The sequence below is a fragment of the Paenibacillus sp. NPDC055715 genome, from assembly GCF_053617595.1.
The window spans coordinates 25,305-48,020 of record NZ_JBSHGA010000012.1; the positions used below are offsets into that span (position 1 = coordinate 25,305).

At 42.5% G+C, this 22,716-nt stretch carries 21 protein-coding genes; 10 read left to right on the top strand and 11 right to left on the bottom strand.

The genetic code is table 11. The features are described from left to right. Positions 1-275: 275 nt before the first annotated feature. From ACWGOO_RS17990 to ACWGOO_RS18015, 6 genes are all read right to left on the bottom strand, one after another. Positions 276-419, bottom strand: a complete 144-nt coding sequence (locus tag ACWGOO_RS17990) for a TetR/AcrR family transcriptional regulator (RefSeq protein WP_452485631.1) — start codon at positions 417-419, stop codon at positions 276-278. 135 nt (positions 420-554) lie between these two features. Then, positions 555-833, bottom strand: a complete 279-nt coding sequence (locus ACWGOO_RS17995; RefSeq protein WP_452485748.1) for a hypothetical protein — start codon at positions 831-833, stop codon at positions 555-557. 185 nt (positions 834-1,018) lie between these two features. After that, the gene (gene def, locus ACWGOO_RS18000) at positions 1,019-1,600 is read right to left on the bottom strand and encodes a peptide deformylase (RefSeq protein WP_452485633.1); all 582 of its coding nucleotides are present in this window, start codon (positions 1,598-1,600) and stop codon (positions 1,019-1,021) included. A 621-nt stretch (positions 1,601-2,221) separates the two neighbouring features. Then, positions 2,222-2,347, bottom strand: coding sequence for a hypothetical protein (locus ACWGOO_RS18005; RefSeq protein ID WP_452485635.1), 126 nt, complete (start codon positions 2,345-2,347; stop codon positions 2,222-2,224). A 230-nt stretch (positions 2,348-2,577) separates the two neighbouring features. Next, entirely contained in the window at positions 2,578-3,519 is a 942-nt protein-coding gene (locus tag ACWGOO_RS18010) for a glycosyltransferase family 2 protein (RefSeq protein WP_452485637.1), read from the bottom strand. 205 nt (positions 3,520-3,724) lie between these two features. Next, positions 3,725-4,525, bottom strand: coding sequence for a DUF1836 domain-containing protein (locus tag ACWGOO_RS18015; protein WP_452485638.1), 801 nt, complete (start codon positions 4,523-4,525; stop codon positions 3,725-3,727). 222 nt (positions 4,526-4,747) lie between these two features. Between ACWGOO_RS18015 and ACWGOO_RS18020 the strand changes: the two genes are divergently transcribed. Together ACWGOO_RS18020 and bacA are read left to right on the top strand one after the other, a co-directional pair. After that, entirely contained in the window at positions 4,748-6,118 is a 1,371-nt protein-coding gene (locus ACWGOO_RS18020) for a hemolysin family protein (protein WP_452485640.1), read from the top strand. Between the two features lie 121 nt (positions 6,119-6,239). Next, complete coding sequence (gene bacA, locus ACWGOO_RS18025) at positions 6,240-7,037, top strand: undecaprenyl-diphosphate phosphatase (RefSeq protein WP_082067091.1); 798 nt, start codon at positions 6,240-6,242, stop codon at positions 7,035-7,037. 186 nt (positions 7,038-7,223) lie between these two features. On the opposite strand, the gene ACWGOO_RS18030 is transcribed toward bacA, so the two are convergent. Further along, on the bottom strand, positions 7,224-7,550 hold the full coding sequence (locus ACWGOO_RS18030) for a thioredoxin family protein (RefSeq protein WP_452485642.1): 327 nt from the start codon (positions 7,548-7,550) through the stop codon (positions 7,224-7,226). Between the two features lie 209 nt (positions 7,551-7,759). Further along, a complete protein-coding gene (locus ACWGOO_RS18035) occupies positions 7,760-8,671 on the bottom strand; it encodes an aldo/keto reductase (protein ID WP_452485644.1) in 912 nt (303 codons plus the stop codon). 383 nt (positions 8,672-9,054) lie between these two features. On the opposite strand from ACWGOO_RS18035, the gene ACWGOO_RS18040 reads away from it, so the two are divergent. From ACWGOO_RS18040 to ACWGOO_RS18055, 4 genes are all read left to right on the top strand, one after another. Continuing rightward, positions 9,055-9,732: a response regulator transcription factor gene (locus tag ACWGOO_RS18040; RefSeq protein ID WP_452485646.1), complete on the top strand. Its 678-nt coding sequence runs from the start codon at positions 9,055-9,057 to the stop codon at positions 9,730-9,732. Continuing rightward, a complete protein-coding gene (locus ACWGOO_RS18045; protein WP_452485648.1) occupies positions 9,733-10,650 on the top strand; it encodes a sensor histidine kinase in 918 nt (305 codons plus the stop codon). Positions 10,651-10,746: 96 nt separating this feature from the next. After that, on the top strand, positions 10,747-11,424 hold the full coding sequence (locus ACWGOO_RS18050) for an ABC transporter ATP-binding protein (RefSeq protein ID WP_452485650.1): 678 nt from the start codon (positions 10,747-10,749) through the stop codon (positions 11,422-11,424). Further along, positions 11,421-14,015, top strand: a complete 2,595-nt coding sequence (locus ACWGOO_RS18055; RefSeq protein ID WP_452485652.1) for an FtsX-like permease family protein — start codon at positions 11,421-11,423, stop codon at positions 14,013-14,015. Before ACWGOO_RS18050 ends, ACWGOO_RS18055 begins: the two co-directional genes overlap by 4 nt. A 138-nt stretch (positions 14,016-14,153) precedes the next feature. Here the strand turns inward: ACWGOO_RS18055 and ACWGOO_RS18060 are convergent, their stop codons facing one another. The 3 genes from ACWGOO_RS18060 to ACWGOO_RS18070 all read right to left on the bottom strand — a co-directional run bounded on the left by ACWGOO_RS18060 (position 14,154) and on the right by ACWGOO_RS18070 (position 16,737). After that, on the bottom strand, positions 14,154-14,573 hold the full coding sequence (locus ACWGOO_RS18060; RefSeq protein ID WP_452485654.1) for a hypothetical protein: 420 nt from the start codon (positions 14,571-14,573) through the stop codon (positions 14,154-14,156). Between the two features lie 575 nt (positions 14,574-15,148). Continuing rightward, positions 15,149-15,775: an ATP-binding cassette domain-containing protein gene (locus tag ACWGOO_RS18065; RefSeq protein ID WP_452485655.1), complete on the bottom strand. Its 627-nt coding sequence runs from the start codon at positions 15,773-15,775 to the stop codon at positions 15,149-15,151. 2 nt (positions 15,776-15,777) lie between these two features. Then, entirely contained in the window at positions 15,778-16,737 is a 960-nt protein-coding gene (locus ACWGOO_RS18070) for an ABC transporter transmembrane domain-containing protein (protein ID WP_452485657.1), read from the bottom strand. A 289-nt stretch (positions 16,738-17,026) separates the two neighbouring features. Here ACWGOO_RS18070 and ACWGOO_RS18075 point away from each other — a divergent pair, with 289 nt between their 5' ends. The 4 genes from ACWGOO_RS18075 (at position 17,027) to ACWGOO_RS18090 (ending at position 22,680) form a co-directional block, all read left to right on the top strand. Continuing rightward, complete coding sequence (locus ACWGOO_RS18075; protein ID WP_452485659.1) at positions 17,027-18,259, top strand: radical SAM/SPASM domain-containing protein; 1,233 nt, start codon at positions 17,027-17,029, stop codon at positions 18,257-18,259. A 23-nt stretch (positions 18,260-18,282) separates the two neighbouring features. Further along, complete coding sequence (locus ACWGOO_RS18080) at positions 18,283-19,329, top strand: radical SAM protein (protein WP_452485661.1); 1,047 nt, start codon at positions 18,283-18,285, stop codon at positions 19,327-19,329. A gap of 130 nt (positions 19,330-19,459) precedes the next feature. Then, a complete protein-coding gene (locus tag ACWGOO_RS18085) occupies positions 19,460-20,137 on the top strand; it encodes an ABC transporter ATP-binding protein (protein WP_452485663.1) in 678 nt (225 codons plus the stop codon). Next, positions 20,134-22,680 (top strand): ABC transporter permease, encoded by a 2,547-nt coding sequence (locus ACWGOO_RS18090; RefSeq protein WP_452485665.1) that lies wholly within the window; start codon positions 20,134-20,136, stop codon positions 22,678-22,680. The genes ACWGOO_RS18085 and ACWGOO_RS18090 overlap by 4 nt, the downstream gene beginning before the upstream one ends. Positions 22,681-22,716 lie beyond the last annotated feature (36 nt).

Below are 22,716 nucleotides of genomic sequence, written 5' to 3' on the forward strand. Positions count from 1 at the left end.
CCACCTGGATTTTTGTACAAAATCCTGCCAACCAAAAATTAAATAAATAACGGATGCAATTGCAACAACCAATGTCTTCTAATGAAATTCATGATTTTTTCTCTCCAAATTTGTGAAAGTAAAGAATCGAACATTGATCCTGTGAAAGAATAAATCTAGCTAGTTATGGATGTGCCAACAACACTGAGGAATATAGAGCGGGTGAACATCGGTTTTATCAAGTACATCAAATGCCACTGGGGCGGAATCCAAGTGTTTCCTTAGTACTTCATTAATTAGTTGTCTTTTGAACCAAAATAATAATTGACAGATGCAGCATTAAATCCAGTAAGTTCAGCTATTTTACGAGTTGTAATACCCTTTATACCTTTCGATTTAAGTAACTTGCCTGTTACTTCAAGTATTTTTTCTCTTGTCATACGCCCTCCTCACAACCATAATTCAATCATTGTTTTAATCATTGTTTAGATTGTAACATGTTTTAATTTATTGTCATTGTTCTCAAGAAGGAAATACTGAACGATCTACGACGAGTCAGCAACAAGTATGGCATTTTATTTAGCCTGACGCAGACCGCCATTGAGCATCCGGAGGGAGGGAGTTGTTAAAGATATCTTATACCCGGTTGTAAACGAACAAACTTTAATCCGGATCAAAGGTGAAATTACACGGCGCTGGCCAATGACCAGCACCGCAAGAACACACAATGCGCCGATCAAGCTGATCTGGTTCGCTCCCTGTACAATGTGTTCCGTCGAAAACACCGAAATAATCGTTAATCCGCTCACACTTGAGGCTGGCAGCAGCTTATTTCGCATACGCATATTATTCATTAGATGCCGAACTCCACGATACATGCCATTCCCTGTTAGGTAATCGCTTACATTAATATGTACTCCCTACTTACCGCATCACGATGTACATGATTCCAGTTTAGAGCTACGCAACATCTATAGCTATAATTTTTCGCAAAATAAAAATGTGGCGAACGGAGTCACCACAATTTACAGATCATGAACTATTCACGCACAAAAGGTTCGATATGCACTCCCTCCGGCAGCTTTTGAGGATCGTCCGGGTTAATACGGTCATAGAACATAATGCCATCCAAATGGTCCATCTCGTGCTGTACCACAATCGCCGCATAGCCTTTGAAAGTCAGCAGTTCCTGCGTTCCGTTTGGCAAACAGGCCTTAATGCGAATTTTTTCATAACGCGGGACATATCCGGATATGTAACGATCCACTGACAAGCAGCCCTCTCCCTGCTCCAAATAAATCATGGACGTCGAGTGACTGACCAGCTTGGGATTAAACAGCGCATACTCCACCGTTTTGTCTCCATCCTGATAATAGACAGCACACATTCTTTTGTTCAGACCTACCTGGTTGGCTGATAATCCCACACCCGGACGCAGATCATAACGGGCTGCCAGCTCTTCATTTTGACTATTTTTCAGATAATCCATCATCCACCGCATCTGTTGAAGGTCCACTTCACGCAGCGGCAAGCATACCGGATCAACCTTCGTACGCAAAATTGGCTCCCCTTCGCGCACGATATCCTTCGTGAGAAGCATGTCCATCGGTTGATTGCTCATTCGTCAGCCTCAATTCATTTTAATAAATATACCTCATGTGATCCTGTAGAATATAGGTAAAACCCTCGGTTTTACTGCAAGTTTTATCCCATGAATTATATCTATTAATGAAATGAATTGTCAAAATAAAACGGCAGTCGAGAGATGTAAACAAACTGTTTTTTTGAAAGTCTGAATAATCCAGTTGCTTCTATAATATTGCGATACAGAAAATATCCTACTCTTTTAGATTAAGCCATTAAATATTCATTGCCTTAATTGTTTATCTAATTAATCATACCTTTGGCTCTATATAGCACTATAGTCATGGCGATTCGTGGTAAAGCAGCGTAAGTGCCAGGTTAATGTACAACGGCCCGCTTTTCATGGCAATGCGCGAAAGTAACAGGTCTTCCCCTACGCTATGGCTTGCCACCAAGGAACCGGCTCCAGACTGCGAATCGCCTCACGACGAAATGACATATTGCAACCGTGAAAAAATTCGGTTCAAAACGTCATCTTCGCCTTGTGCCAAGTGTACATCGAGCCGGACTAACCGCAGAGAGACAGCTTTCCTTTGGAGAAGGACTGCTGGAATGAAAGCAAGCAACGGATGGTTCTCATCCAGCTGTTATTCATCCCTTATGCAATGCCGCCCTGCGCCAGCCCAACCGTTTTCACACGTGGAAGCCATAAGCCCGGATGTTTCTTGCAATAGTATCGGTAGATAATCCCCGCTCTGCCCAATTGACGCTCATAGCGTTTCACCACATGCTTGGGTGGTTCTCCATCATCATTAATCCACAGCTCGATTTCACATGCCTCCGGTGCCCCACCAATAGCAATTGAATTGATGCATCGGGTCAGATCGTCAACCCGATTTCAGGTGCACAGGGCAATGGACAAGCTTAACATCATACTCCCCCTTTTTCCTTAAAATATATGTAGCCATAAGCTACCCGCTCTTCGCAGACTACACGTTTACAACAAATTTCTGATTACTGAACCACCGGGCCTAAATATTCGTTATATTTGGGCTTGCGCGGGTTCAGAATGAACAGCACCCCCTGCTTGTATCCTTCTGCGGCATTAAAGTTACGGCGTAGTATTTCCTTAAACATCAGGTAGGACAAGGTCCATAAAAGCGCTCCGTACTGGATGGCCCTCGCCTTTTTCAGAGCAAGAAAATAATAGTGATTGATCGCTGTAGCCTTGGCTACTTTGCCCGCCTTATCGCGCGAGCTTGGAGATTCGTGATGAATGATCGTCAAGTCGGGATTGATAACCAGCTTGCCGTAACGGCTCGCCAACTGGCACATATACAAATCATCAGCCACGGCATAGCTGGTCATCCACGGATACGGCTTCATATCCCGAAGCGCATCCCGCCGAAATGACATATTGCAGCCATGAAAAAACTCCGTATCAAAAACCTCCCTCGCTTCTCCCCAGCGCAGCAATGAACCTGCCAGACTACTGGGCGAAAGCTTGCCGAGAGACGGAGACATCTGAAATGTCAAAATGCCCAGCAGCTTCCCTGCCCGGCTCGAATGTAGTCCCTTTGCAATCCCTCCAACACCCACAATCGTTTCATCCTGATCATAGGTATCGAGCAAGCGCCGGATATAGAGTTTATCGTTCAGTTCGGCATCATCGTCAAAATACAGCACGATATCATACCGAACGAGAGACAACGCTTCGTAGCGGGACAACCAAACGCCGGGACGACTTTTTTTATGATACTTCAAAACGCCTTGAGGCAAGCCGGATACCATGTCACGGTACAGCTCGACCTGTTGGTCGGAAATATCACCGTCATCCACAATCAGCAGCTCTACAGCCGTATGCTCCAGCTCCTGCTGTTCTGCAATAGATTGTATACAGCGTGTCAGATCTTCGATCCGATTGCGGGTACAAATGATGATGGAGACATCGGACATGCCATTACCTCCTGTTTGTGTATCCAGATGCTTTGGAAGAGATATTCAAAGTTTTCCCAATTGCTGGATGATATATATTTATTGTATCTTTGACAGCGTTTGAGTGTATATACCTCTTTTGTATACTTTTTCAGTCTCTAAAAGGGTAGACAATACTCGAAAAAGGGCAAAAAAAATAGGATCGGCTTCTAGCGCCAATCCTGATCTACCCTCGAAAGTCCAGAAACAACGTCGCATTCACATACCTGCGTGCCATGGACAAAAAATAACTATTTTGCACCGATACCGCTGCTACCAGCAATGTATTACGCACCGCTTCACACTGGTTAGGGGTCAAATGCTGCAAACGACTGGTGTATTGATCTGCCGCCTGAATCAGCAATTCCTCTGTCGCACCTTCCTGACGCTGCTGCCCTGTAGCAGAATTTCCGTTTCCTTTGGCAATCCCGGCCCCTGCCACATCCAGCAGTTGATCTCCATTCGCATCCAGTTCCTCAAACAAGGTTGAATAAGCGGCGTACAAATCAACCGGCTGGATCAGATCATCCGTATCATCTTCCGGCTGTTGGAACAGGATATGAAATAACTGACGGATGGATTCAAAATCAAGGCACGATTTCAAATCCTCCACAATGAGCAGCAGTGCCGCCTGGTTGACTGAATATTTTTTACCGATCTTCGGCGATCCGAGAAATTCCTTGAAGTCGCGTTTGACCCAATTTTGCATAGAGGCCAGTGAAACATGGCTATATTCGACCAGTTGACCGAGAGAAACGATCTCCTGTAGCGAAAAGGCTGCGCTGTACTTGCCCTTGATAATTTTATTCAGCACAGGCGTTACCTCAGTATACAAAAATGTCGGCATCGTGCTGCCGGGACGGCCCGTATGGATATGAGTGCGTCTCCAGGCATCCTGAAGAACGGCCAACGGCTGCAATTCACGGCGACCTTCCATCGCCAGCAGCAAATGGGCCATATCACGGCGTGTGAGGGTAAAAGACTCCATCTGCTTTCCTCCCTTTAAACCATTCAAGTTCATTCGAACTCATCATACGCCCATAAACTAGGCTTGTAAAGTGAAGCAATGAGCCGTACGAGTTCTGTTTTTCCTTATTTTCCGTGCAAATTGGAGGCAGGTGACCTGTTATGATTACATATGAACCTTGTATATTTGCTTTTAAGTTCTTAAAATAAGTTCAAGTGAACTTAAAATGGAGTTCAATAAAACTTGAACGAAAAAGGGATGAGTGAAAATTATATGGGTATAGGTGTCAGTCTATTTTTGTTTGCGGTGTTGATTATATGTAGTGCTTTCTTCGTGGCTACTGAGTTTGCGATTATTAAAATCCGTTCCAGCCGGGTCGATCAGCTGGTCGTGGAAAATCGAAAAAACGCACTGGCGCTACAAAAGGTCGTCAATAATTTGGACGGCTACCTGTCCGCCTGTCAGCTTGGTATTACGATTACAGCGTTGGGACTCGGGTGGCTCGGTGAACCGACCGTGGTCAAATTGCTGGAGCCTCTCTTTCAACAGCTCAACATCAATGGGGAATTTTCACATATCCTGGCCTTTATTATTTCATTTGTCATTGTAACTTACCTGCACGTGGTTATCGGTGAGTTGGCTCCCAAAACGTTGGCGATCCGCAAAGCGGAAGCCGTAAGCTTGTTGACCTCCCCGGTTATCGTATGGTTTAACCGGATTATGTATCCGTTTATCTGGCTCCTGAATGGCTCAGCCAACCGTCTGGTTCGTCTGTTTGGTCTTCAACCGGCAAGTGAGCATGAGGAAGCGCACTCTCAGGAGGAAATTCAGATCATTTTGTCCGAAAGCGTGGAAAGTGGTAAGATCAATAACACCGAATATGGCTACGTGAATCGTATCTTTGCTTTTGACGAGACCGTTGCCAAGGAAATTATGGTGCCACGTACAGATATGGTATGCTTGTTTACGAATCGCTCGCTGAAAGAAAACATGCTGACCATTCACGAAGAGCAGTATACCCGTTTTCCGGTGGCGACAGAGAACAAGGATCAGATCATCGGTATGATTAATACCAAGCAGTTGTTCCTTGAGTATGACCGCAACCCTGAGCTTGATTTCAATAATCTGATTCAACCGATCCTGACCGTTCCCGAAGTTATACCCGTCAACATACTGCTCAAACGCATGCAAAAGGAGCAGGTTCATATCGCTCTTCTCGTCGATGAATACGGCGGAACCTCTGGTCTGATTACCATTGAGGACATTTTAGAGGAAATTGTTGGCGAAATCCGTGACGAATTTGATAAGGATGAACGGAAGGAAATCGAGAAATTGACGGAGAACCGTTATTTGATGGATGGCAAGGTGATGCTTTCCGATCTGAGTGATCTGACTGGCTTGATGTTGGACGATGAGGACGTGGATACTGTCGGAGGGTGGGTGTATAGTCGGGTTCCGGAACCGAGACAGGGCAAGGAATTCATAGAAGATGATGTGAAATTTATCATTCGGGAAATGGGTAAAAATCGTATTCGACGGGTGGAGATTATTCTACACAATGAATCTCCTGTATCTGAGTTGGAAGCGGAATCGGGCACTTCTTCCCGGGAGTGAACCGCTGTGACCTGAGTGGCTTGCACTTGGCACTTGCGTTCACTCCTACTGAAATGACATACTTCCAGGGCAAACGGCTTAGGCCGTTTGCCCTGCACGCGTGTAAGGAGGAACTAATAAAGTGGATATTTTATCATCTATTATTATGGGCATTATTGAAGGGCTGACAGAGTTTTTGCCGGTCTCTTCGACGGGTCATATGATCCTGACGGCTGATCTTCTGGGGTTAAACACGGAGAATGATACAGTCAAAACGTTCGAGGTTATTGTGCAGTTGGGTGCTGTCCTGGCGGTCGTCGTATTGTACTGGCGCAGGTTCCTGAGCCTGTTTGATTTCAGACGTAGAATCTCGACTCAGCCACGGCTGAACCTGCTACACATTATTCTGGCCATGATCCCTGCGGGTGTGATTGGCGTGCTGTTCCGTGATGTAATCAAGCAATACCTGTTTGGCCCTCAAACCGTTCTGTACAGTCTGGTCATCGGAGGCTTGCTAATGATCGCGGCTGAAAAATTCCATCCGCCCATTAAATCGCATACGGTGGATGACATTACGTATAAGCAGGCTTTTACGATTGGCTTGTTTCAGGTTCTGGCTTTATGGCCGGGCTTCTCCCGTTCAGGCTCAACCATGTCCGGGGGCCTATTCGCCCGTGTAAGCCATACAGCAGCCGCTGAATTTACATTTTTGGTATCTGTTCCGGTCATGTTGGGCGCATCGGGTATTGATATGATCAAAAGCATGGATCATCTGTCCATGAGCGATTTTCCAGTGTTCGCGGCAGGCTTTATCACTGCCTTTATCGTCGGAATGCTGGCGATCAAAACGTTCCTCGGTCTGCTCAAACGCTTGAGCCTGACTTCATTCGCCATCTACCGCTTCGTATTGGCGGCTGTGTTCTTCTTCATTATTTTGTAAACTGTTGTTTGTTGCCGCAAAGCCTTCATGCTTTTCAGCAATAACAGCTCGTTTCGCATGACAAAAAAAGGGATATCCCATGAGCATGATTCGTCAGCCATGGGATATCCCTTTTTCTATTTTACTGAAATGAAAGATACGTCTGATTCAATCCCTTGAAGCGTGCGATTATAATTATGGTTTGGATTACTGCTTGGATTCCAGCGTGGTCAGGTATTCGGAAATTTGTGCTGGCGTCTTGGCATATTTGCTGTGCAAATGAGCAATTTTTTCACCGTTACGGAAAACGAGCAGACTCGGAATACCGCGTACCTGGTTTTCTTCGGCAATCGGCTGGAATTTCTCAGCATCAAGAGCAAAGAAACGTTTATCCGCATTTTCCTCGATAATGCCACCCATGAATTTATCCATTGTCTTGCAATCCGGACACCAGGTTGTATCAAATTTTACGACCGTCAAACCTTCACCGTTAATCAAATCCTGATACTGCTGCTGTGATTCGATGCGTTCCATTTGTTAGTTCCTCCTAGCGTATATTTATGAACGTCTCCATACTCAAATATGATAATAAACCTGAGCTTATTCTTATATTGTAATGATTATTCCATATATTGCAACTATGGCGAGTACACGTTCGAAAGTATAGATCGATTTATCGGTTGGCCAGTAGCATTTCCGACCGTGCGACAAAGCCCCCTCCCTCTGCCCGATCTGTGCTCGTATTAGCGGTATTGCGCATCATAGCGGTTGGCCAGGCTAATTCGCTGTAGCGCATCCCGCTCCTGCTTGGATAACGACGGGATACTGGCTGCTGCGATATTATGCTTCAATTGCCCCAGTGAGCTTGCACCCGGGATGACAGCAGCGACAGCCGGGTGAGACAGGCTATAACGGATAGCTGTCTGCTCCATGCTGCGCTCTGCACCCGTAAATGCCTTCAATTGCTTGCGTATGTCTAGTAGCTCTGCCTCTTCGTAGTCCAGATAGCCCTTGGCTACCTTGCCTTCTCCTTCGTCGGTCAATACGCCGCTGGCGACAGGCCCGCGTGCAATGACGCTGATTTCCCGCTCCTGAAGTAATGACAGTACCTCTTCCTCTGCCCGACGGTCCAGCAAGCTATATTGATTCATGACACTGACGATATTCGAACGCTCGACATATTCACGGATGACGTGAGGACGAATCGAGGAAATGCCATAATAACGGATGACCCCCTCCCTTTGGAGCTGTTCAAAAGCCTCAATCGTTTCGTCGATGGGATCGTCAATCGTCCCACCGTGAAGCTGATACAGGTCGATATAGTCCGTTCCCAGGCGGCGCAGGCTTTCTTTGACCGCAGACAGAATATACTCCTTGGACGGGTCCCACCCCCAGCCCTCTTGGCCCGGCATACGCCGATTACCGACCTTGGTCGCCAAAACGACATCTTGACGCCGTCCACGAATCGCTGCCCCCACAATTTCCTCATTACGTCCTTGATGATACAAATCCGCTGTATCCAGCAGGTTCACGCCCCGATCCAGCGCTTCATGGATCAGATAGACACCTCGCTGCTGTTCCGTACCGACCGACATACAACCCAAGCCAATCTCGCCTACCCGCAAATCCGAAGACCCCAGGCGATTTTTCTTCATATATGGGTTCCCTCACTTTCATTAGCGTGTAACATCAAATTTTGAATATTACTCTATTATACGAAAAAAACAACCACAAAGGGCAAGAGGCTCCACGGTCAAGTGGCTAGTTCGGGCGCTCTATGGCGAGATCTATACGAAGACTACTTTAAGCGTTAGGAATCGAATTATGCAAAATGCTGAACTAATACTGAAGAATCATGAAAACAAAAAACACCCCACTTATCAGTCAGTCTTTGAAGATTTAAAGCACGCCAAAAAACTGTCAGGACAAACAAGAGTAATATCCATTAAACTAGAAAAAGAGTATTTGTAGTCCTTTCTATGTTTTTGTTGTGTATTGCTTTTGAAGTACAGCTGTGAATACGTTTAGGAGGAAAACGATGAATCGCATATTAATTGTCGAAGATGATATGGCCTTGAGTAATGGCATTGCTCTTGCTCTTAAAGGACCTAACAACGACTTTGTGCAAACCTATGACCTCACTACTGCAAAGGAACAATTGGCAAGCGCTGCGTTTGACCTAGTGATTCTTGATCTAAATTTGCCGGATGGAAACGGACTAAACTTTTTAACTGATATTCGGAAAACAACAACTTTGCCAGTCATTATTCTGACTGCACATGACATGGAAACAGATATTGTAACTGGTCTTGATCTGGGTGCAGATGACTATATCACCAAACCTTTCAGTCTGATGGTATTAAGGGCAAGAGTGGGCGTTCAGTTAAAGAAAGTAAGACACCGACTGGAAGATCCTTTTCAGCTAGACGCATTTTCCTTTTCTTTTGAAAAGATGGAGTTTCTTAAAAATGGTACACCTGTGGAGCTAAGTAAAACCGAGCAGAAATTACTCCGCCTCTTAATTGATAATCGAGGGATTACCGTTACCCGCGATCATTTGGTAGACAGCATCTGGACAGATGGTGCTGAGTATGTAGGCGAAAATGCCTTGTCAGTCACCATAAAAAGGCTACGTGACAAGCTAGAGGATCTTCCCTCCTCTCCCCAGTACATTAAGACCGTATATGGGATCGGCTACACATGGGCGGTGAAATGAATGACTACCCTGAATTATGTGTGTATCGGAATTGCCATTACTGCTGTATTCGCTGCTACAGCTGTCATTCTCCTATATCGTAAGAACATACATAAAACAATGAAAACCCTTGAGAAAATGATTGAAACTGCAATAGATGGCAACTTTTCGGAGCGTGTTTTTGACGAATCCGTTTTATCAGCAGTAGAGGCCAAATTTGCGCAATTTCTTTCTATTTGCTCCGTTTCCTCGAAGAATTTGCTGGCAGAAAAGAATAAAATAAACGAGTTGATTTCCGACATTTCACATCAAACGAAAACGCCTGTTGCTAATATCCTGCTCTATTCCCAACTGCTTAGCGAATACGAATTGCCGGAGGATGGTTCCATTTGTGTAAAAGCTCTCTCCACACAGGCAGAAAAGCTTAACTTTCTTATCCAGGCATTGTTGAAAACATCGCAGCTCGAAACGGGAATGATCAAGGTATCGCCAAGGCAGGAATCTGTTCAAAAGCTCCTGCACACTGCACGGGGGCAAATTACGCCGAAGGCGGATGCCAAAGGCATCTCAGTTGTTATGGAGAATACAACCATTCATGCTTGCTTTGACCTGAAATGGACGGTCGAAGCAGTCTACAATATTATGGATAATGCCGTGAAGTATACAGAAACCGGCGGGAGCATAGCCATAAAAGTGATTGCGTATGACTTATTTTGCCGCATTGATATTACTGATAGTGGAATTGGGATTTCAGAGGAAGAACACAGTAAAATCTTTACGCGCTTCTACCGCTCCTCAACTGTAAACTCTCAGGAAGGTGTGGGTATTGGCCTATTTTTGGCGAGAGAAATCATCGCGGCCGAGGGTGGATACATCAAACTATGGTCGCGTCGAGGCAGCGGTTCCACCTTCTCGATTTTTCTTCCCATAGACAAGTAATTCTTTCAACACTGTTAGATTTCGGAAAGATTGATATGGTACAGTCTGTATTGCAGAGCACTGCGATACAGACTATTTTCTTTGGAGGAAAATAAAATGACCATATTAACTACCAGGGAATTAAAAAAACATTATGGCAAGGGAGACACTTCTGTTCGCGCATTAGACGGTGTGAGCCTTGATGTGGAAAGCGGAGAATTTGTCGCCATCATTGGTACATCCGGCAGTGGCAAGTCGACCTTGCTGCATATGCTGGGTGGACTGGATCGTCCGACTAGCGGAAGCGTCACGATTGACGGTAAGGATATTTTTTCACTGAAAGACGAAGAATTGACCATTTTTCGCAGACGAAAGATTGGCTTCGTTTTTCAGAATTACAATCTGGTGCCTGTCTTAAATGTCTATGAGAATATTGTACTGCCCATTGAACTGGACGGAAAAGAACCGGACAAAGCCCACGTAGATAAAATTGTACATACCTTGGGCCTTGACCACAAAATGAATAATCTGCCAAACCATCTTTCCGGTGGACAACAGCAACGTGTAGCCATTGCCAGAGCACTGGCAGCCAAGCCTGCCATTATCTTGGCAGATGAACCCACCGGAAACCTGGACAGTAAAACCAGTCTGGATGTGATGGGATTGATCAAAGTATCCAGCCAGCAGTTCCGCCAAACGATGGTGATGATTACCCACAATGAAGAAATCGCGCAGATGGCCGACCGGATCATCCGCATTGAGGACGGTAAAATAGTAGGTGGTGCGACTAGATGATCAAAGTAAAAAACAGTAAGGCGGTTCGTAATTTATCAGATAAAAGTTTTAAAGCGAATAAAACCCGCAATATTATTGCGATTATCGCTATTGCCTTAACCACTTTGTTATTTACATCTGTGTTTACTATGGGGATTGGCGCGATGGAAAGTTTCCAGCAGGCAACGATGCGACAGGTTGGTGGGGAAGCGCATGCTTCTCTCAAATTTATCAACGATGAGGAATTTAATCACATCAAAGACCACCCTCTTATTAAGGAGATAGCATATTGCCGCTCGTTAAGTCAAAAGGTAACAAACGAACAATTTTTAAAGCGCAAAACGGAGTTCTGGTATCGTGACGATCTAGGGCTAAAGCTAGGATTGGTTGAGCTAGAAAAAGGCCACAAACCGGTGGCAGAAAATGAGGTTATCGCGGACTCTAGCACCTTACAGTTACTGGGTATTCCCCTGAAAGAGGGCGTCCCATTGACCTTGAAGCTTGAGGTTCACGGCAAAACGGTGCCGCGTGAATTTATCCTCGCCGGCTGGTGGAAGAGTGACCTCGCCGCCGGAATGGACGTAGGCACAATCTATGCTTCTAAAGCTTATGTGGATGCCCATGCTGAAGAATTAATTAACACATATAAGCAGGATTATAATCGGACCGGAGTCATCAGGGCAGATATCATGTTCGATAACAGCTCGAACATCCAGGGAAAACTTGATCAAGTGATTACAGAAAGCGGTTATTCCCTAGACCAAAATGCACCGAACTACATTGCAAGTTCTGTGAACTGGGCGTATTTTTCCAACACTTTCAGTTCGAACCCTGAAGTCGTCTTTGTCTTAGCTGGTGGTCTGTTACTGATCATGCTTACTGGCTATCTGATCATCTATAATATTTTCCAAATCTCGGTGATGCGTGATATTCGTTTCTACGGTCTTCTAAAAACCATCGGCACAAGCAGTAGCCAACTCCGTAGGCTCATTCATAGACAGGCATTATTTCTTTCCTTGGTCGGAGTTCCCATTGGCTTACTTGTGGGTTTTGGGGTCGGAAAATCGCTTCTCCCTCTGCTTATGAACACTTTTGGGCACGCTGAGGTAACCCTATCCCCCAACCCATGGATTTTTATCAGCTCCGCTTTGTTTGCAGCCATTACAGTTATCATCAGTATTTATAAGCCTATTAGGATTGCAGCGACTGTGTCTCCAATCGAGGCAGTAAGATACGTAGACGGAGCTATCAAAAAGGGTAAGAAAAAACCGAAAAAATCAACTAACGGTGCTAAAATACCGCTGATGGCTCAAGCCAACTTAGGGCGCAATAAGAAGCGGACTACTTTAGTGCTGATTGGCCTTTCTCTAAGTCTGGCGCTACTGAATACTACTTTTACAATATCCCAAAGTGTGGATATGGATAAATATGTGTCTAGAAGCATTGACGCTGACTTTGTGATTGCACATGCAGGTTATTTTCAAGAACATTTCACAGGTCCTGACAATGCAACGACGGAAAGTTATATCCAGGCCGTACAAGCACAACCTGGTTTTGAAGAAGGTGGACGATTGTACAGTGGCAGCAATTTACTCACTGCTGATTGTAAAGAGACCTTAAAGGGAGACGGCACCGACGCTCGTGGCAACTTATCTGCAACGCCAGCAGGCATTAATGCTTGTGGCTCTTTACCATACGACACCGACGCTCGTGGCAACATATCAGCAGCAGCATATGGTCTCGAAGAGTTTCCTCTTCACCGACTACAATTAATTGACGGTGAGCTTGATTATGGCAAGCTGGCTTCGGGTAAATATATCCTGGAAAATGCCAGACTGGATAACGATGGTAATCCCAAAATGAAATATTCGGAATATAAGATAGGTGAAAAGGTTGTCCTTCATAACTATATGGACACAGCAAAAGTCCAGGAGTATACTAGCCATGAATTCACAGTCCTCGGTCATGCCGCCCGAAAAGGAATTAATAATGGTGTAATAGGTGCTAGTGTTGAATTCTTTCTTCCGGCGGATATCTACAAAACGCTTGTGAAGAAGCCTACGGTGATGAGTTATAATTTTAATGTATCCAACAGTAAAGAAAAAACGATGGAGAGCTTCTTAAAGAACTATACCGGAGTAAAGGAGCGAACGATGCACTATCGATCCAAATCTACCGTAATTACCGCGTTATTAGGTATGCGAAATACTATTTTGATGATTGGCGGTATACTCAGTGTTATTATCGGTTTGATTGGTACTCTTAATTTTGCAAACGCGCTTCTAACTAGCATTCTGACCCGCCATCAAGAATTTGCTATACTACAAAGTATCGGTATGACTAATAAACAATTAAAGACAATGCTCATTTATGAGGGTCTGTACTATGTGCTCGGTACTAGCATATGCTCCATCTTATTAGGAAGCTTATTTTCCGTCTTGATTGCAAGACCCTTGAGTAACGTAATGTGGTTTATGAGTTATACATTTATTATTTGGCCGCTGATCCTCGTGCTGCCTGTTCTGCTCGTGCTTGGGATCTGTCTTCCTCTCGCTATTTATTCTCTGAGCAACCAGAAAACTATCGTAGAACGACTGCGAACAGCAGAATAAATATCCCATTGGATTTTGCCTGGTCAGCAAAATAAATGACCCAGCCAAACTTCTGGCTGGGCCATTTATTAGTTGTTCAACAGTATTTTTGATACCCGCTCTCTAGCCAGTTCCCTTTTGCAACGACTCCATGCTGATTCACATACATAAAGAGCGGAGTCTGTAAAATAAAGCGTGTAAACTCCCGAAATTTATTATAATTATAGAGAAAACAGAGAGAACACATGAGATTTGGACGGCAACAAGGACGTACTGAGCATGTGGATCGGAGAAAACGAGTCCTCCAAGTTCAATTCTAGCCTGCTCAAAATGCTCTACATGACGACGATCTATATCACACGCAAATGGACAGCCGCGAGCTAGGATCAAATACCGCTCCAGCTTTCTGTCTTCTTTCCGTTTAAATAAGTCCTTGCGTAGCTTATTAATACCAATAAGTAAGATTTGAATTACAGCAATTAGGGGCTTCAATACAATCTCCCCTGCACGTGCCATCACAATCGTGATATTGCACTTCCATTCAAAGTCTACTGCTGCCAAAGTTTCGAGTCTTTCCATGATCATCTCACCTCCATTCTCCTTTGTTCCTCGTTCCATATTTCGGATTTCATAAGGGTGAGTCCTTCCGTTTTGAGATGCGAGAAGAAGCTCTCCATGGAGGCATTGTCGAGACCTTAAAGAGCTTACATAGTTCGCTAACGGGATAGTCTTTGGCGGCTTTCTTAATGGTTACGTATTTGTGTGCTTCATCTCCTGTATCCAGATTTTCAAACCCTTTTTAGCATGTCGTTTTCCCGTTTTAGCTTCTGTACATACTTATCCTGGTCGATATATTCCTTACGTCGTCCTTGCTGGTCCATCAGCCCGAATTCCCGAGTTCCTTGTATTTTCGCATCTATTCTTTTAATCGATGTCGATCTGCAATCCCAAACTTCTCCATAAGTCTACGATACGTCCAACCTTCTTCGATATGGAGCCATATGGCCTCTACCTTGGTTTCAAACGTATACTCGTTAACCTTTGCTCACTTTTTCGCTGGCATAAAAAATGCACCCCCTAGATTTTATGGATAAACTAGGGGTTTATTCCAATGTCTATTCTAAGGGGTGCACTTCACCTGGCTGGGCCATTTTTTAGTTATTCAACAGTATTTTATTATATTTGCTCTCCACTTTGCTATCATGAGTAATCAACATAATGATGTGACTTTGTTTAAGTTCATCCAGAATCGTAATAAAATGTTCTTTTACAACAACATCCAAGTTTGAAGTTGGTTCATCAAAAATTAGTACCTCTTTATTGACATAAATATTCCGCAATATAGAAATGAGTTGCTGTTGTCCCCCTGATAAGGAAAAATTCCTCCCAATTATTTGACCTTCACCATGCCCTTGGATAAAGTTTTTGGTATCCAATAATTCAATATAAACATTCAACTGCTCAATTGGGATTCCTTGCTTTCCCAACGTTATATTATTCATGATTGTATCCATATACATCACAGGTTCCTGAAAACAAATTCCTATTTTATCGCTAACCTCCTCCCGTTTCCAGTTTCTCAACTCTTTGCCATCCAACAAAATATTACCAGTATAATTACAATTAATTTTCGTTAATAACTTTAATAGCGTACTTTTTCCAGCCCCATTACGTCCGGAAAGACAAAATATATCGTTTCTATCCACAGAGAAGGAAATATGCGATAAGGCTTTTTCCAATCCGTTATAACTATAACTGACGTCCTTGAATTCTATATTCAATGTTAATCCACCTCTTCGGCCTTCATAATTAACTCAATTCTCTCAATGGACACTTTAGCCTGTTTCCAACCCGCTACATAATTAGTTACCCCTTTAATGGGCCCTATAATTTGATTTGAATAATAAACAAACACCGTTAATATACCAATACTTGTTTGACCTTTAATAATTAACAACGCACCAATTCCTAAAAGAAAAACATTCCCAACAGAAATAATAACAGAAGGAACAATAGCAGCTATTTTAAAGGTATTTCCCCTTCTCCTATTCGCCTCAAGTGACTTCTCCTCCAAGGGCATATATTTACCAAGAATATAGTCCTTTAACCCCATGCCGATCGAATAAAGAACCGAGTGTAGCGTCTCCCTAATATAAAAAAAAGAATTATCATAAGCTTCCATAACCAATTTGCTTTTTTGAGTAATTTTTCTGTTAAAGTACATTTGGCTCAATAATATTAATAACATAATCAAAAGGATAATAAAAAATAATGTATAGCTGTAAAAAAACAGAACGGTACAAATAACAATAAGAAAAAGCAGATTGGATATAAACATGGGAATACCAGAGGAAACTAATCCTTCTATAATTCCGATGTCATTCATGAATAAGGATAATAACTTATCATTGTGTGCATTGATCATTTCGCCTGGTAAATCAAAGATTTTTGTCAATAACTTCTTCTGCAAATTGTAAGATATCCTCTTCCCTAGTTCTGTAAATATAAATGCAGAAAACAGACTAAATAAATGTGATAGAACATACAAGCCAATGGATATCATCATAAATTTTACAATTAGAGACACATTTTTTGAATCTAACCCAGCGTCAACAATTTTGCTTATATACTGGGGTAAAATCATGCTAACTACCGTATCTAAAGCTTGTAAAACTAAAATTAAGAAAACAAAAAGATTAAAATTATGGGCCCCTGCAACAATCCACTTATATTTTTTAAGCATAGACTTTATACCGCCCCCAGAGTAACTATAAAAACATTATAGCTAGCGTAATTTGTCGCAATTTCTAAATACACTGCTATTCATTTTACAGCTTAATGTCCCTTTTACCCTGTTCATGACATTAAGCACCTTTTTCATGTCATAAAATACATTTTGCTTGTTTTTATTCAACTAATTCTCTGTTCATTTTGTCAATAAAACATCGGATTATGACATATAAACTATTTACTTGCAAAAATAATGATGTATTTAATGCAGAGAAGTAGATTGTATGAGAGGGGAATTGATCATGAAATATGTCTTTAATCCTTATTTGCATGAGTTGTATCATAATCATCAAGCCATTATCGCTAATACAAAAACGGGTAATTTTCTAAAAACATCCAAATCTTATTATTGTGTATTGAAGGATATGGTAGATGAAGGGGAAACTGAGTTATTCCTATCGCCCACTGAAGGTTCACCGCACGCTGAAGTCGCCCAAAATTTATCGAACCTTTTTCATGGATTAGTAAATATTCAATGTATCCTAACTGAAGATCAGCTCACCCATATTTATAAAGAGTCCTTAGATGTCGTATATCTGGCTTTGACAAATAAATGCAACCTAAAATGTAAACATTGCAGCGCCAGCGCTGATCTAAAGTTCACCGATGCTTTAACAACAGAAAAAGTAAAAGAGGTTATTGATCAGATCGTCGTACTTCGGCCCCAAGCCATTAATGTGACAGGCGGAGAACCTATGCTGCGTATAGATATTATGGACATTTTGGCTTACCTAAGACGCAAGTTTGATGGTACCATTTTGTTATCAACGAACGGTCTTTTTATTTCTGAGAGAAACGCTGAACAACTCCTTAAGTACGTGGATAAGGTTTCTATGAGTGTAGATGGGTATGATGAAGAAACTTGCGCAAAAATTAGAGGTAAAGGTGTCTTTAATAGAGTGATTAAAAGTATCAAATTACTGCAGAGCAAGGGGTTACAGAAAATTGCTTTATCGATGACGATTACTAACTACACCCTTGACGGAGGAAGAGAAAGATTCCTAAAATTGTGTAAAAAGTTAAAAGTGGAACCCCTAGTACGTACGATGACACCTGAAGGAAGAGCCGGAGAAAATAGCCAAGAGATATTCCCGGTGAAACCTTTTGTAGATTATCTGACCTCCCAAGATGTTGCCTGCCGACTTTGTTCACCAGGAAAAAAAGAAATCTTTATAGGCGGAAACGGGAATATCTATCCGTGTGGAGGATTGATGGAATCTGAAGATTTTGTTCTAGGAAATGTATTTGATGATCAGTTAATTGAATTAATGGCTAAGGGCAATCAAAGAGCGGATTATGATCAAATTGGACGTGTAAGACCCTGGAAATTTGAGCCTTGCAAGGACTGCGATGTTAATTTATTTTGCCACCATTGTATTAGCAATATTTATTATTTGCATCAAAATCAAGAGCTATTCGATTCCATTTGCCAAAAACAAAAGAAGCAACTTCAACAATTAGTTTGGAATAACTAAATTATTGACAGGAGAGTGACAAAATGAATTTTACCTATTGGGTGACCGAAGATTGCAACTTGAGATGCAAATATTGCTATGTTAACAAAGCCCCAAAAACAATGAATCAGGAAACGGCTACTAAAGCTATTGAATATACGGAAAAAATACTTGCTGCAAATCCTGAAAAACATAAAGATAAAATTCATATAGGGTTACATGGTGGGGAGCCGCTGCTTAATTACCCAATCGTTCATTATCTTATTGAAGAATTAAAATCTAGGCTCTCTGGTAACGTTGTTTTTTCAATGACAACCAACGGAACAACTCACAGTAAAGATAGACTTGATTATGTCGCCAATCAAGTCGAATTAACCGTTAGTGTGGATGGAAAGCAGGAAAGCCATGATATCAATAGGGTATATAAGAGTGGACATGGCAGTTATACACATGTTATGAAGACTATTAACTATTTAAATAACAAAAAACAATTTTATCGCTTGAGAATGACTGTTACAGCTAATAATGTGATGCACTTTGCTGACAACTACATTGATCTTTATGAGAAAGGTTGTCCGCTTGTTACTTTTGCTATAGATGAAAATGATCCACATTGGAACAAGGAGCTTATGCATATATATCAACAAAATCTCAACAAGGTCTTCTCCTATCTGGTTGAAAAGGATTTTAGACAGTCTCAGTATCATTTATACAATTTCAAAAATGAGCATTTCCGTCCAAGAGGTGCCTGTGATGGCTGTCTGACAAACTTTCATTTCTCCAGTACAGGTGAAATTTATCCTTGTATTTATGCAGTTGGGCACGAAGAATTCTCCTTGGGGGATATATTCACAGGTCTAAATGACCATAAGTTAACCAATTTACATGAAATTAATCAACACGAAGAAGGCACTTGTACGCGCTGCGCAATGTTCAATAATTGTCGTAGTAAAATGTGCAAAATTATTAATAAAATCCAAACCGAAAATTATTATAATGCTTCCCCCGTGTTCTGTACAGCTCAAAAAATCCATTATGCTACCGTAAAAAAATTCGAATATATATTAGAGAACTTCGCAGTAGGCAAGTAAATGAATGCTAAATCATTTAAAGTTCTTTCAACACTGTTAGATTTCTGAAAGATTGTGGAAAGATTAATATGATAATGTCTGTATTGTAGATGACTACGATACAGACATTATTTATTTGGAGGAGAGCAAAATGAAGATATTAGAAACGAATAACCTGAAAAAAATTTACGGCAACGGGGATACGGCTGTTCATGCTTTGGACGGGGTGGACTTGGAGGTAGACCACGGGGAGTTTGTAGCCATTATAGGTACATCTGGCAGCGGCAAGTCCACCCTGTTGCATATGCTAGGTGGACTGGACCGACCGACAAGCGGAAATGTCACGGTTGACGGCAAGGATATCTTTTCGCTGAAAGATGAAGAGTTGACTATTTTCCGAAGACGAAAGATCGGATTTATCTTTCAAAATTATAATCTGGTGCCTGTCTTAAATGTGTACGAAAATATTGTGCTCCCTATTGAATTGGACGGGAAGCAACCGGACAAAGTCTATCTGGACAAAATTGTGAATACGCTGGGCCTTAAGAACAAACTAAACAATCTGCCGAGCAATCTTTCGGGAGGACAGCAACAGCGCGTAGCCATTGCAAGAGCACTGGCAGCGAAGCCGGCCATCATTTTGGCAGATGAACCTACTGGTAACCTAGACAGCAAAACCAGCATGGATGTCATGGGCCTTATTAAGGTGTCTAGCCAGCAGTTTCGCCAAACAATCGTGATGATTACCCATAACGAAGAAATTGCTCAAATGGCAGATCGCATCATCCGCATTGAGGACGGTAAAATGGTTGGTGGTGTGTCCAGATGATCCAGGTTAAAAACAAAAAAGTGATCCGTAATTTGGCAGATAAAAGCTATAAAGTCAATAAAACAAGGAATCTCATTGCCATTATAGCCATAGCCCTCACTTCATTGTTATTTACGACGTTGTACACCATGGGGCTGGGCACTGTGGACAGCATGCAGCGGGCAAGCATGCGGCAAGCCGGTGGGGATGGTCATGCCGTGATCAAATATATCAATGATGAGGTGTTTACAAAGGTTAAAGAACACCCGTTGATCAAAGAAATGGCGTACAGACGCATCTTGTGTGACGGTGTCTTGAACAAGGAATTTCTAAAACGCCACACGGAGTTCTGGTATTACGATGATGTAGCGCTAAAGCTCGGATTCATTGAGCTGGATGGTGGTCATAAACCTACAGCCGAAAATGAAGTAATAGCAGATGTTCAGACGCTGCGGCTGCTAGGGATTCCCTTAAAGGTTGGTGCGCCTGTAACCCTGCAGCTTGACATTCGTGGCGAACATTTAGAACGCAACTTTGTCCTCTCCGGCTGGTGGGAGAGCGATTCCATGTTTAATGTAGGACAAATCTACGCTTCCAAAGCTTATCTGGATGCGCATGTTGCTGAATTGCAAAACACATATAAAACAGATCATTCCTATACGGGGACCATTAATCCCTTTATCATGTTCGACAATAGTCTCGATTTACAAAGTAAGCTGGATAAAGTAATCATAGAAAGCGGTTATTCCCTTGATAAAGACGCAGCTAATTATGTACAAAGCAATGTTAACTGGGCTTATCTTTCGACCAATTTCAGTATGGACCCTGGAATCATCTTTGCACTCATTTCAGGTGTGCTGCTAATCTTGTTCACCGGATACTTGATTATCTATAATATCTTCCAAATTTCGGTGATGCGAGATATTCGTTTTTACGGTCTACTGAAGACGATCGGTACAAGCGGCAGGCAGATCCGTAAGATCATTCGCAGACAAGCCCTACACCTCTCCGTAATCGGGATTCCCATTGGCTTAATCATAGGCTTTATAGTGGGTAAGTCGCTTGTTCCACTGATTATAAACAACACAGCTTTAGCTGGTATGGAAGTATCGGTATCCCCAAGTCCATGGATTTTTATAGGAGCAGCGTTGTTCACACTTATTACGGTGTTCATCAGCATTTTTAAGCCAGGCAAAATAGCCGCCAACGTATCGCCAGTCGAGGCGGTAAGATATATAGACAGAGACCGTAGGAACAAGACAAAGTTGAGAAAATCGACCCGGGGAGCAAGTATGCACTGCATGGCTCGCGCCAATCTGGGACGCAACAAGAAACGTACCCTTCTGGTGGTCATCAGTCTTTCTTTAAGTCTAGTACTCTTGAATACAACGTTTACGCTATCTCAGAGTATGGATATGAATAAGTATTTGTCTAAATTCAATGACACCGACTTTCTTATTGCGCATACAGAGTATTTTCAGCTTTCTCAGTATAATGGCTCTGCAACCGAGACTACCGAGAGCTTTATTCAGGCCGTAGAGGCTCAGCCTGGGTTTGAATGGGGTGAAAGGATATATGCTGGCCCAGCCAGAACAAGGGGCACCTCAGCGCTTACTGTTGAGGACAAAACGAATACCACGGGAGACACGACGGACTCTCGAGGAAACTTTCTTACACAGGTTTATGGAATGGAAGATCGTTTACTCCAGCGATTACAACTAATCGATGGTGAGATTGACTTGAAAAAACTGGCATCCGGGAAATATATATTAGAAGGAATAGATTTAAACGATTATAACGTCCCCTACATGGAATATGCTCAACATAAAATTGGAGAAAAAGTGACCTTCCATAATTTTATGGGAACAACAGAAGATCCATTGGATAAAAAATATGTCACCCACGAATTAGTAGTGCTTGGACATGTTGCAACCAATACGTATAAGGATCGAATTACTAGTTATCAATTTTATCTCCCAGCGGATGTTTACAAGACGCTAGTCGAACAGCCTGCTGTGATGAGTTATGCATTTAATGTATCCTCCGACAAGGAAGCAGATATGGAGAATTTTTTGAAAAGATACACAGAAACAACGGAACCGATGATGGACTATAAATCCAAATTCACTGTAATGAATGAAATGTCGGGGTTACAAAGCACGTTTGTGATGATTGGTGGTACACTCAGCTCGATCATTGGACTGATCGGTATCCTGAACTTTATAAATGCAATGCTTACGAATATATTGATCCGACGTCAGGAATTTGCCATGCTGCAAAGCATCGGGATGACCAAAAAGCAGCTACGTAGCATGTTGGCCTATGAAGGACTTTATTATGTAGTGGGCACAAGCCTGCTCTCCATCGTGTTAGCCATCATATTTTCGGTTTCCGTTGCAAAACCTATTAGTGAGACAATGTGGTTTTTCAGCTATCATTTCTTAATATGGCCCATAATAGCTATATTACCTGTATTGGTTATTCTCGGGGTGTCCATTCCATTAATGATTTACTCTCTAAACAATAAACAAAGTATCGTGGAGCAGCTACGACAGACAGAGTAAATGTATGAGTTTATTTTTGTCCAGTCGTTAAAACAG

Bases quoted from the DNA above. Each gene is read 5' to 3' on its own strand.
- ACWGOO_RS17990 (WP_452485631.1), bottom strand. From the start codon at position 419: ATGACAAGAGAAAAAATACTTGAAGTAACAGGCAAGTTACTTAAATCG.
- ACWGOO_RS17995 (WP_452485748.1), bottom strand. From the start codon at position 833: ATGAATAATATGCGTATGCGAAATAAGCTGCTGCCAGCCTCAAGTGTG.
- def (WP_452485633.1), bottom strand. From the start codon at position 1,600: ATGAGCAATCAACCGATGGACATGCTTCTCACGAAGGATATCGTGCGC.
- ACWGOO_RS18010 (WP_452485637.1), bottom strand. From the start codon at position 3,519: ATGTCCGATGTCTCCATCATCATTTGTACCCGCAATCGGATCGAAGAT.
- ACWGOO_RS18015 (WP_452485638.1), bottom strand. From the start codon at position 4,525: ATGGAGTCTTTTACCCTCACACGCCGTGATATGGCCCATTTGCTGCTG.
- ACWGOO_RS18030 (WP_452485642.1), bottom strand. From the start codon at position 7,550: ATGGAACGCATCGAATCACAGCAGCAGTATCAGGATTTGATTAACGGT.
- ACWGOO_RS18035 (WP_452485644.1), bottom strand. From the start codon at position 8,671: ATGAAGAAAAATCGCCTGGGGTCTTCGGATTTGCGGGTAGGCGAGATT.
- ACWGOO_RS18040 (WP_452485646.1), top strand. From the start codon at position 9,055: ATGAATCGCATATTAATTGTCGAAGATGATATGGCCTTGAGTAATGGC.
- ACWGOO_RS18045 (WP_452485648.1), top strand. From the start codon at position 9,733: ATGACTACCCTGAATTATGTGTGTATCGGAATTGCCATTACTGCTGTA.
- ACWGOO_RS18050 (WP_452485650.1), top strand. From the start codon at position 10,747: ATGACCATATTAACTACCAGGGAATTAAAAAAACATTATGGCAAGGGA.
- ACWGOO_RS18055 (WP_452485652.1), top strand. From the start codon at position 11,421: ATGATCAAAGTAAAAAACAGTAAGGCGGTTCGTAATTTATCAGATAAA.
- ACWGOO_RS18060 (WP_452485654.1), bottom strand. From the start codon at position 14,573: ATGGAAAGACTCGAAACTTTGGCAGCAGTAGACTTTGAATGGAAGTGC.
- ACWGOO_RS18070 (WP_452485657.1), bottom strand. From the start codon at position 16,737: ATGCTTAAAAAATATAAGTGGATTGTTGCAGGGGCCCATAATTTTAAT.
- ACWGOO_RS18075 (WP_452485659.1), top strand. From the start codon at position 17,027: ATGAAATATGTCTTTAATCCTTATTTGCATGAGTTGTATCATAATCAT.
- ACWGOO_RS18080 (WP_452485661.1), top strand. From the start codon at position 18,283: ATGAATTTTACCTATTGGGTGACCGAAGATTGCAACTTGAGATGCAAA.
- ACWGOO_RS18085 (WP_452485663.1), top strand. From the start codon at position 19,460: ATGAAGATATTAGAAACGAATAACCTGAAAAAAATTTACGGCAACGGG.
- ACWGOO_RS18090 (WP_452485665.1), top strand. From the start codon at position 20,134: ATGATCCAGGTTAAAAACAAAAAAGTGATCCGTAATTTGGCAGATAAA.